Source organism: Caballeronia sp. ATUFL_M2_KS44, from assembly GCF_023630965.1.
Classification (GTDB): Bacteria; Pseudomonadota; Gammaproteobacteria; order Burkholderiales; family Burkholderiaceae; genus Caballeronia; species Caballeronia concitans.
In genome coordinates, this window is the sequence record NZ_JALQEA010000080.1 from 1 (window position 1) to 10,454 (window position 10,454).

Consider the following 10,454-nt stretch of genomic DNA (forward strand, 5'->3'; position numbering starts at 1 on the left):
CTGAACGATCCGCTGCCAGCTTGCCACCGAGTCAAAACCCGACATCTGTAAATAGCCAGAACACGACATTAGGATATAGCCGCTACAAACTAAAAATGCGCTAATTAAGATTATGTCAAATAGAGACTGATACTTACGGATGTAGGATCAGTTTGGGTACCGTTAGGCCGAGGGTGCTGCCGAAGGAAGCTGGCCGCTTGAGAGATGTCGGCAGGACTTGGACACGCTCAATCTACGTCGATTATGCTGGCCCATCGTAAAAATTATTGCTTGGCGAGGCAAAGCGGCGTTCGAGTGATTGAGTCAAGACACGAATATCGGTGTGATTGCGTGAATAGCTATTAGGCGACGAGCCGATGATTGAGGCGCCGATCTCTCGTCCCGGTCCGGCATCCTGCGATAGCAACTTTTTAGACATCGCCTGAAGAGAGGCGCGATATATCACATTACTGTAGCTGCCCGCATAATCCAAGATACCACAGCAGCAATTCGCGATGGCTGCCGATGGCGAGCCGTTCGTACAGGCGCTTCCGATATGTGTTGACCGTCTCGGTACCAATCCCAAGGTCGGACGCAATGCCGCACGTCGACACACCGTAAAGATACCGCGCGCACACCTGCACTTCCCGCGCAGTCAGCGAGTACGCTGCCGCCAAAACTCGTTGCTCTATCGCTGGCAATTCAGTTAGCAGGCCCGGCAGACGGCGCGCGCGCATCGCGATGTCGCAATGCTTGGCGACAATCGAGAGGATCGTCGCTGAATGTACCGCCAGGTTGTCTACCTGACGCTTTTCAAATGGACCATGCTGTTCGGAACGCGTGATACTCAAGACGAGCGGATCTCCCTCGAACTGCGTGCACATCAATACGCGGTCCCGGATGTTCAACTGGTCATAGAGTGTTTGACGCAATCGTCCCGATGTCGATAGCTTGATATCCGTCTTCAGCATCGGGAAGCACGTTGCGTTCTCTGCATCGAGTGCACTGATCCCATCGTCCACTTCCCAGCATCTATTTCCAAGGTAGACATCGCGGATGTGCTCTACTCGATGCGTGCCTTCGCAATCGACCGATGCAAACTCCACCGGCCGTGTTTCAAAAAGACGAAAGATGAACGCGAATTCCGCGCCACACATCTCACGCAATCCCCATGCGAAGCGCTCGGGAAACGCCGCGGTACCGATCGCGTTGATCATGTCATCGAGCGGACCATGCCGCTCCGCCACCGCACTGGTCAATCCAGCCTCCGTCGCCAACAGCGTTGATCGATAACGTTGGTCCTCGTGATGCAGGAGCCGCCTACCTACCGATCAAATGTTAGGCATTCGGACGCGGAGTTCCAAGTCGGTATTTACCTGTAGACATGCAACGCCATCGTCAATGCACTCACCGCGCCATTCGCAGCCGCCGCGTTGCCGCTTCGTCGATCCGCAGACCTTCGGGATCATTGCGCGGATCGCCAGTCACCATCACGCGATAATCGCGCGCCGCACTCGCGATACTGACGTATTCATCGCGCACGTCGGCCAGCACTTTCGCGGGATCGCGGCTGCACGGATCGCCCCAGCCTCCGCCACCGTTCGTGATGTAACGCGACACAGCCCCGGGTTCCGTCTTCCACACGGGTCGGCTTGCGTAGTAATGGTAGTGACCACCGTGCGGGTCGAGCACCTTCGACTTCATATTTAACACGCCCGCAACGGGCGTGCTGGCGGAGTAGACCTCCTCACCCGTGCCGAGCAGTGTGTCGGGGCGACCAGTTCTCACCCCTGCTGGCGGAAAGAACCATACTCCCCCGCAAGGTCCGGCGTGCCCGCCATTCGCGCCCACGCCGCTCGGCTCGCGTGTACGGAACGGCGAGCTATGGTGATCGGCCGACGTGAGCCAGAGGGTGTCCTTGAGGTTGGCCGCACCGCCCCGATGCTTACCCGCCCCGCCCGTGTCAATCGCATGCTCCTTGCGCAGCAGCACCACGGGTGCGTCAGCCTCAATGGACTCGGTGGCCGGATCGAGGTTGTTCAGCGTGAGCAGCACGGTGTAGCTGTCGCCGTCGCCTTCCTTCGTCGCGCCCCACGGTCCGTGCTCGCCGCCGCATTGACACACGTTGGCCCATGGCGTGCCTGCAAGCGTGACGCCGTAAGCGTTGTGCGTGCTCGTCGATCCGTAATCGCCTGCAACGGCGTTTTCGCCGAGGACGGGATTGAGTGCCTTCAGAATCGCGGCGACGAGTGCGCCGCTACTCTCCCAGAACATCATGATCGCCCCCTCGGGCGGAAGGGACGTGAGCAAGGTTCCGGCCGGCGCGACGAGGTCGATATCGCGCCATGTGCCGGATGTGAACGGCGCCTCGGGATCGAGCAGGATCGTCAGCGCGACGCCGAGCGCGGTCTTTGCATCGAGAATTCCGCAGTTGATCGACGAACGCGCCTGCGCCGAGGTGCCCGACAGGTCAGCCTCGATCCGGTGGCCACGTTTGCGCAGCGTAATGTTCACTCGATAGTCGAGGCTGTCATCCACGCCATCGGCATCAATCAGCGCAGAACCTGTGTAATCGCCGTCGGGCACTCGCTCGATTGCACGGCGCATGCGCTCGGCCGAAACGTCGCACGCATACGATAGGCTGCCGAGGAACGCCTGCAGCCCGTAACGCGCGATGTTCTCCCGCACCAGCCGTTCACCCAGTTCCAGTTGATGCGCGATGCTGTAAAAGTCCGGCAGCAGCAGGCCGCCAAAGCGCGAGTTGTCGAAGATCAGGCTGAAAGTGGAGCGCACGGGCTCGCCCTTCGACCACAGCAGCATCGGCGGAATGACGAGGCCGTTTTCGTAGACGTTGCGTTTGGTCGCGGAGAAGCCACCCGGCACGATGCCGCCGATGTCCAGTTGATGTGCGCGAATGTTCACGAACGACACCAGCCGGCCGTCGGCGAAGACCGGCCGGATGAAGCAGACGTCGTTGACATGCGTGCCGACCCGATACGGGTCGTTGCAGATCAGGACATCGCCCGGCGCAAGGTTCTCGGACCCGTATTCCTGCACTGCGTTGCGCACTGCATCGCCCATCGTGCCAAGGAACACGATCAGACTGTTGCTCACCACCGGCATCGGGTAATCCATATCCGGCGGCCCGCTGATGGTGCAGGCAAAGTCGTACCAGTCGCGGATGATCGGCGAAAACGCCTCGCGCATGAAACCGGTGGACATGTGCTCTACCACATAGCGCAGCCGGTTGATCAGCACGGAGGCGGTAAAGCGCTCGCATGCGTAGCGTTCGAAGAATTGCGTGTCCGACAGATCGCGAATCGGCACATGAGAGACGGGCGCACGCGACATTGCGGGGAGATCGTTCAAGCGATTCATGATGAGCCTATTCCTTATTGCGGATCAGCAATTCACCGAAACGGCCAACGGTTGCATATTGTCGTGCGCCGATATGGGTGGTCGACAAGCCCTCGTTGACGATCGCCGGTCCCTGAATGACATCGTCCGGACGCAGCGCGTCGCGGTCGTAGACGAGCGCCTGCTGACGTCCTTCGCCCGACGCGTCGCCAAGATCGCCGAGATAGCGCAGCGTCGCGCGTCCCACTGGCTCGAGCGGCTTTCCCACGCGCGGCGGCAATTGCGGATAAACCACCTTCGGCGTCTCGAGCACCGCCCGCACACGGAACGTGACGCCCTGCACCGGCAATGCTTCGAAGCAGTTACCCGAGCGTGCCTCGTAACTCTGATGGAACGAGGCGATAAGCGTCGCGACCGCTGCGGCGTCGATCTTGCCGTCCGGCGCGGGAACAAACGGCGTTTCCCAACTCTGTCCCGCCAGACGCGCGTCGAAACTGCGCTCGAAGGTGACCTTGGCGTTGTCGTCGAGCCCCTCGCGCAGTTGCGCTTCCATCCCTGCAAACAGCGCGTCGATCTCGGGTGCGACATCCGCCGACAAGATCGCGTACAGGCTGCGGCTCGCGGTGAAAACCTGATCCGCCGACAACAACCCGAGTGCCGAAAACAGTCCGGGATTCGGCGGCACGATCACCTGCTTGCACTTGAGCACATCGAGTACGGCGGGCAGCAGCATCGGACCGGCCGCGCCGTACGCCATCAGGCTATAGTCGCGCGGGTCGACGCCGTTCTTGATCGCGACGTTCAGCAGCCCCTCCGAAATATTGTGTATCGCGATCTCATACGCATACCGCACGCGCTGCGCGAGCGTGAAGCCGGTATCGAGGGCCTCAAACGCCCGCTGCGACAGCGCTCGATCGAGCTTGAGCGCGCCATTCGCAAAGCTGTCGGGGTCGATCACCCCGATCATCAAGAAGGTGTCGGTGGTGGTTGGCTGAGTGCCGCCACGGCCATAACAAGCCGGTCCTGGCGTCGAGCCCGCACTGGCCGGACCCACCTGGATCTCGCCCGCTGGCCCGATCGCGACGATACTTCCGCCACCCGCGCCGATCGCGGACACGTCGATTGCAAGCGAATTCACGACCATGTCGTGTTCGAGCTCGAACGAGGTGTTCACGAAAGGCGCGCCATCCGTGACGATGCTGATGTCGAGAGAGGTGCCGCCTACGTCAGCACACAGCAGGTTGCTCTCGCCGATCATCGCGCCGAAATGCCCGCTACCGATTGCACCCGCAGACGGGCCCGAAAACACAATACGATAAGGCTGTTCCATCGCACGCCGCACCGGCACGAGCGTCGCAGCGCAATCCGCGAAGTTCAGCTCCCCCTTGAAGCCAGCGGCCTTCAGACCGCTTTCGAGGCGCTCGGTGTAGTCCGAGTAGATGATTTTCATGAAGGTGTCGATGACCGTCGTCGATGCACGCGGATATTCCCGCGCCAGAGGTGACACCTCGCTCGAAATCGAGCAGGCTACATCGCCCAGCACTTCATGCACGAGCGCCTTCAGTCTGACTTCGTGGGCAGGATTCACGTACGAATTCAGCAGGCAGATCGCGACGCCCGCGACGCCACAGCGCTTCAGCGCGTCAAGCTCTGCGCGCGCCTGATCTTCGTCAAGCGGAAACAGCGCCGAGCCGTCCGCGAGCATGCGTTCGCGAATCCCGCGCCGCAGATAGCGCGGCACCAGCGGGCGCGTCGCGTCACCGAAACTGCGGCGCCAACTCGGATCGAGAATCGCCGATGCCGGACGCCAGACACGTCCCATGTCGAGGATGTCGCGATGACCTTCCGTGGTCAGAAAGCCGATCTTCGGCAGGCGACGCGTGATGACCGCGTTCAGGCCATGCGTGCTGGCATGATTGAAGGCTTGCGCGTCGGCAACGCCGAGATCGCTCGCACCGGCCAGAATCGGACGCGTCACGTCGTCGTAGTCAGTAGAGATTTTCGTGGTCTCGATCCGGCCGTTGCGCAGCGAGACCACATCGGTAAAGGTGCCGCCTACATCGATAGCGATCATCTTGCTCTCTCTCAGAGTGAGTCGGACAAGAGCCGGAGCGCGGGCCCGAGCCTCGCGCAGCGCTCGCGCCTGACGGAATGCAGGCATGCCTGGCACTTCACCACGTAGAACCAGCCACCCTCGGAATGGACGGGATAGCGTCCCAGCGCCATCGCGCCACATTCAGGACACGCGCCATTTGCCGCTTCGCGCTCCAGACGAAGCCCGGCGCTTGTCTTGGTCGATAACGTCATTGCTTTCTCCTCGAAGGTGAGCACGGTCATGCCTTATGCGTCGAGATTGAGCATCACAGTCTTGAGTTCGGTGAACGCTTCGATAGTGGTCCAGCCGCCTTCGCGGCCGATGCCCGAGCGCTTGATCCCGCCTGCCGGCGAATTGGGCATGACCGAGTAGCCGTTGATCCCGATCGAACCCGTGCGCATGGCGTGCGCGACGCGGAATGCGCGAGACAGGTCGGTGGTATAGATGCCGCCGGAAAGCCCGTATTCGCTGTCGTTCGCGATCGCGACCGCTTCGTCCTCGGTCTCGAAGCCAATCACGCTCAGCACGGGACCGAAGATTTCCTCGCGAGCGATCTTCATCGTGTTGTCGACGTCGACGAATAGCGCTGGGTTCACCCAGTTTCCGTTCGCGAGATGACCGCCCGGGCGATCGCCGCCGAACACGAGGCGGGCGCCCTCCTGCTTGCCGCTCTCGATGTAGTTGCATACGCGGTCGAGTTGACGCTTCGAGATGATCGGAGCGGACGTCGTGGCGGGATCGAATGGATCGCCGAAACGTATTTCCCGGACCTGCTCTTGAGCGTGATAAACGAACTCATCAAGGATCGACTTGTGCACGACCGCGCGGGTAGGCGTCGAACATACCTGACCGGACAGGAAGGTCGAGCACAGCCCCATCAGATTACGTGCGGCAACACGAACGTCGCGTGTATCGGGGAACACAAGCGCCGCGCTCTTGCCGCCGAGTTCAAGCGACATGCGCTTCATGTTGCTGCCGCTCGTAGACAGGATCTTTTCGCCGACCACCGGACTGCCTGTGAAGCTGACCTTGTCGACGTCGGGATGCGTGGACAAGGCCTGGCCGGTAATTGGACCGCCAGTGACAAGGTTGAACACGCCCGGCGGCAGGTCGGATTGAGCAAGAATGTCGGCTAACCTGATCGCGGCAAGGCTCGCGAGTTCAGACGGCTTCAGTACCACGGTATTGCCGCATGCCAGTGCAGGCGCGACCTTCATGGCAAAGGTCATCACGGGACCGTTCCACGGCGTGATCGCGGCGACTACACCGACAGGATCCCGGAACGTGAGGTAGTGCAAATTGGTGGCGTCCGTGTATTGCGGGAAGGTCTCGCCCGTAATCTTGTCGATCCAGCCAGCATAGTGATCGAAGTTGTCGGCGGCAACACGCGATGAAACGCGCGAATGGCGGCTGAAGTGAATCGGCATGCCGTTGTCCAGCGTCTGCAGATGCGCGATCTCTTCTTCGGCGGCATAGATCGCATCGACGATCGGCTGCAGGATGCGCTTGCGCTCACGCGCGGCCATCTTGCGCCACGGTCCGTTGTCGAACGCATGACGCGCTGCTGCAACGGCCTCGTTGACGCCGCTGCCACCCGCCTCGATCAAAGTCGTCACGACCTCGTTGGTCGACGGGTGAATCTGGTCGAATTGCCCTTCTCCTCCGTCGCGCCATTGGCCGTTGATGAAGAGACGCCCAGGACCGACACCAAAGCGGTCGCGGATAGGCAGCACACTGAAGTTCATCGACAAGTCTCCTGTCTGGTTTCGATCGGTCTATGCGTCATCGCGCCGCGACACACGAGGGGCGCGGACGACTGTCGGCTTTTCGGTTGAGATGCTTCCAGAGCGCAGCGCTCGGAAAGTGCGCCCAAGAAATTTCTGGAACTGATGATAAAAACAATGACAGCTCAGGCCCATCCCCCTGCACAGGGACAAAAGCGATTTGCGGGTTACACCCGATGGAGATTCCATATCCCGCCCTTCATCCTACCAACCGTTAGTTATACGGAATTAGAGTAGTCGTCGACGAGAGCCGCTAGAGCGCAAGATCCGGCCAGCCCTTTCGATTGGCAAAGCACTGCACTGCACTGGAACCGCGATGAGGACTCTTCGCGAAACGTGGGGCTCTTGCGCACGGATATCGATTCTGGCTTGAAAAACTTTATAGACGCATCAATCGTATTACTTGGGATTCCAAAATGTATGATTGTATTTCTATCCGTCTTTCCTCAAAGCAGAAAATGCTCGCGCTCGGACTGTGTCTTTTGCCCTCGCTCGCCTCGGCACAGAGCAGCGTCACGCTTTATGGCACGCTCGATGTCGGCTTACTTTTCACGAACAAGACGCTCAATACCACGACCGGTGAGAACGACGGCAAGCAAATCAGCCTGATCAATGCAGGGCTTGAACCTTCCAATTTCGGCTTTCAGGGGCAGGAGGATCTGGGTGGCGGCATGAAGGCTACGTTTCAACTAGAAAGCGGCTTCAGCCTGGTCAACGGTCATTTCGAGAACAGCAACGGCGGCGTCTTTGGACGCCAGGCGTGGCTGGCGCTCGACGGCGACTTCGGCCGATTGAAAGCTGGCGTGCAGTATTCACCGTTCGTGCTGGCAATCTACGAGGCCGACCCGCGTAATGCGGGACAGTTCGGTACCGCTTTCTCGGTGTATGGAGATCAGACATTCGTGGGCACCTTCAACCCGAATGCCATTACCTATTCGAGTCCAAGCTTCGCTGGATTTTCAGGCAGCGTAATGTATGCGCTTGGCGGTGTAGCCGGCGACTTCCGGGCCGGGCAGCAGTTCTCGATCAGCGCGCGGTCCAGCTATGGCGGGCTTGTTCTGAACGCGGCCATGTACAACTCCACCTCGGGCAACAGCACACCGTCATTGGGCACGTTTCAGCAACCGTTCGACGGCCGAATGATTGGAATTGGCTACAACTTCGGGCCGTTCACGGTGAAAGGATCGTTCACGAGCTACAAGATTCCGACAACCAGCGTCAACGGCGCTCTCGTGGGGGGCGCCAACAATGTCTGGAACGTAGGCTTCGACTACTTTCCCCTCCCGCAGCTCGATCTCAACTCGGGTGTCTGGTATATCCGGGATCCGCACGACTCGGACAATCATTCAATTATCGGAGCACTGACAACGCGCTACTTTCTTTCGAAATCGACGTCGCTTTATGTCGAAGTCGGCGCGGCGAACAATCACGGCCGCGAGCATACCGGACTTTCCATCGATAATGCGTTGTTCGGGGCGCCGGGCACGACCATCGGCGCCGTCTTTGGGATCAACAAGCGATTCTGATTGCCATAATGCGAACAGCCGCACCAGCGTTTTGCGGGTGCGGTCATGACCAATCAGATCAATCGATAGGGCAGCAGCATCGGCAAGCGACTGAACCGATTCGACAGCGCCTAGGCAATGCGCATGGTGGCGTGACGCGGCAGCGGCGGGAATACATGCCACGCGCCGTCCTCGTGCTGAAAGAAGCAGATCGCGACGTCGCCACTTGGGACTTTAGCGTCAATTCTCACACAGCGCCTGCACGCCTTACGTCGAAGGAAACGGATGCGAAACGGGATTGCCCCGTTCGGTGTCAGCCAACTTTCGATGGCATCGCGCAAGGTCTTCCTCGTCACGTTCATAACACTCTCCTGCTTACCGTCGGTTGCATCGAATATCTTCATCATCGTGCGACGTCCAGCAAAGGAAGGGCAACGTCGCCGCGCGACGTGTTCCGTACTTTGGAGGGGAATATCGGACTGCGACCGGACATCGATGGCATGCAGCTGGCGAAGATCGTAATCCGCGCCTGCTCACCCGCCTCGTGCGGGCGACCCTCACGAACATATGTTAGATTGGAAAAAATTAGGGCGAAGCCCGCGCTCGGGATCGCGTGCAGGTTCAGCCACACAGATTCAAATACGGACGATCGTGCCTTCACGTTGCCACGCGCAACAAGCACTGTCTCTAGCCTGAAACCTAAAACCGGGAGATCGATGCATGAGTGAATTGGCAGGCCAGATCGCGCTGGTGACAGGTGCCGCGCGCGGTATCGGAAAAGCGATCGCAACGCGTCTCGCCGCCGACGGCGCACATGTGGTTCTGGCGGATATCGCAGCCGACGCGGTTCGTGAAACTGCGTCGGCCATCGAAGCATTCGGTGGCAAAGCGAGTGCCGTGCACCTGGACGTCACCGATGCGGATCAGATTCATGCTGTCGTGGACGAGTTGTTACGTACGCTCGGCAAGGTGGACGTGTTGGTCAGCAATGCGGGTAGCGGCAAATCCAATCCGTTCCTGGAAACGACGCAGGCAGACCTCGCCTCCCAGATGGCGCTGAATTTCGGCGCTGCCTTCACCTGCGCACAAGCTTGCGCAAAACCGATGCGCAACGCCGGCTACGGACGCATCGTCTTCATCACGTCGGTCACAGGGCTCGCGGGGCCCGTGAATCTTTCCGTTTATGGTTCCATGAAAGCCGGACAAATGGGACTGATGCGTGCGATGGCGCTGGAACTGGCGGCGTTCGGCATTACCGCGAATGCCGTCGCGCCCGGTCCGATCGACACCGAACTGCTGCGCACGGCTTGGCCCGAGGACATGGTGGCGGAAGCCGCGGACAGAATCCCGGCGCGGCGCATCGGCAAACCCGAGGAAGTCGCTCATGCGGTAAGTTTTCTGGTCTCGCCGGGTGCGGCTTTCGTCAACGGCGTCACGCTGCCGGTCGATGGTGGTTTCACGGCGGCGGGCGGATACATGGCCGAAATCTACCGCCAGCGCAGGAATGGGCAAGGGTGATGTTCCCCTGCACGAAAGGACCCGCGCCGAGCGTCAACCAGTCGATTCCTGGGATCGCCAGAGTACGGAACGTTCGCATCACGCACATTGCGCCAATCGATGTTGCCGCGTTCAATACATGGTGCCCTCGTTCAAATCGACTCTGGATTCCCACATGCGATACGAAGACTTTCAGTTCCTTCTGTTCGAGCGCCAGGCTGACGGCGTATTGCTCAT

Annotated in this window: 7 protein-coding genes; 2 read left to right on the forward strand and 5 right to left on the reverse strand. The window is 59.9% G+C overall.

The window, feature by feature from the left end; all coding sequences use genetic code 11:
• Positions 1-446 precede the first annotated feature (446 nt).
• From NCR39_RS29365 to NCR39_RS29380, 4 genes are all read right to left on the reverse strand, one after another.
• The gene (locus NCR39_RS29365) at positions 447-1,238 is read right to left on the reverse strand and encodes a helix-turn-helix transcriptional regulator (protein WP_250456301.1); all 792 of its coding nucleotides are present in this window, start codon (positions 1,236-1,238) and stop codon (positions 447-449) included.
• Positions 1,239-1,386: 148 nt separating this feature from the next.
• The gene (locus NCR39_RS29370; protein ID WP_250456302.1) at positions 1,387-3,357 is read right to left on the reverse strand and encodes a hydantoinase B/oxoprolinase family protein; all 1,971 of its coding nucleotides are present in this window, start codon (positions 3,355-3,357) and stop codon (positions 1,387-1,389) included.
• A gap of 7 nt (positions 3,358-3,364) precedes the next feature.
• The gene (locus NCR39_RS29375; protein ID WP_250456303.1) at positions 3,365-5,572 is read right to left on the reverse strand and encodes a hydantoinase/oxoprolinase family protein; all 2,208 of its coding nucleotides are present in this window, start codon (positions 5,570-5,572) and stop codon (positions 3,365-3,367) included.
• 104 nt (positions 5,573-5,676) lie between these two features.
• Positions 5,677-7,176, reverse strand: coding sequence for an aldehyde dehydrogenase family protein (locus tag NCR39_RS29380; RefSeq protein ID WP_250456304.1), 1,500 nt, complete (start codon positions 7,174-7,176; stop codon positions 5,677-5,679).
• A 455-nt stretch (positions 7,177-7,631) separates the two neighbouring features.
• Between NCR39_RS29380 and NCR39_RS29385 the strand changes: the two genes are divergently transcribed.
• On the forward strand, positions 7,632-8,741 hold the full coding sequence (locus tag NCR39_RS29385) for a porin (RefSeq protein ID WP_250456305.1): 1,110 nt from the start codon (positions 7,632-7,634) through the stop codon (positions 8,739-8,741).
• Positions 8,742-8,851: 110 nt separating this feature from the next.
• Here the strand turns inward: NCR39_RS29385 and NCR39_RS29390 are convergent, their stop codons facing one another.
• Positions 8,852-9,127 carry a hypothetical protein gene (locus tag NCR39_RS29390; protein WP_250456306.1) on the reverse strand — a complete coding sequence of 92 codons (276 nt, stop codon included), beginning with the start codon at positions 9,125-9,127 and terminating at the stop codon, positions 8,852-8,854.
• A gap of 313 nt (positions 9,128-9,440) precedes the next feature.
• Between NCR39_RS29390 and NCR39_RS29395 the strand changes: the two genes are divergently transcribed.
• The gene (locus NCR39_RS29395) at positions 9,441-10,238 is read left to right on the forward strand and encodes an SDR family NAD(P)-dependent oxidoreductase (protein ID WP_250456307.1); all 798 of its coding nucleotides are present in this window, start codon (positions 9,441-9,443) and stop codon (positions 10,236-10,238) included.
• Positions 10,239-10,454 lie beyond the last annotated feature (216 nt).

Bases quoted from the DNA above. Each gene is read 5' to 3' on its own strand.
- NCR39_RS29370 (WP_250456302.1), bottom strand. From the start codon at position 3,357: ATGAATCGCTTGAACGATCTCCCCGCAATGTCGCGTGCGCCCGTCTCT.
- NCR39_RS29390 (WP_250456306.1), bottom strand. From the start codon at position 9,127: ATGATGAAGATATTCGATGCAACCGACGGTAAGCAGGAGAGTGTTATG.
- NCR39_RS29375 (WP_250456303.1), bottom strand. From the start codon at position 5,572: ATGTGGCGCGATGGCGCTGGGACGCTATCCCGTCCATTCCGAGGGTGG.
- NCR39_RS29395 (WP_250456307.1), top strand. From the start codon at position 9,441: ATGAGTGAATTGGCAGGCCAGATCGCGCTGGTGACAGGTGCCGCGCGC.
- NCR39_RS29385 (WP_250456305.1), top strand. From the start codon at position 7,632: ATGTATGATTGTATTTCTATCCGTCTTTCCTCAAAGCAGAAAATGCTC.
- NCR39_RS29380 (WP_250456304.1), bottom strand. From the start codon at position 7,176: ATGAACTTCAGTGTGCTGCCTATCCGCGACCGCTTTGGTGTCGGTCCT.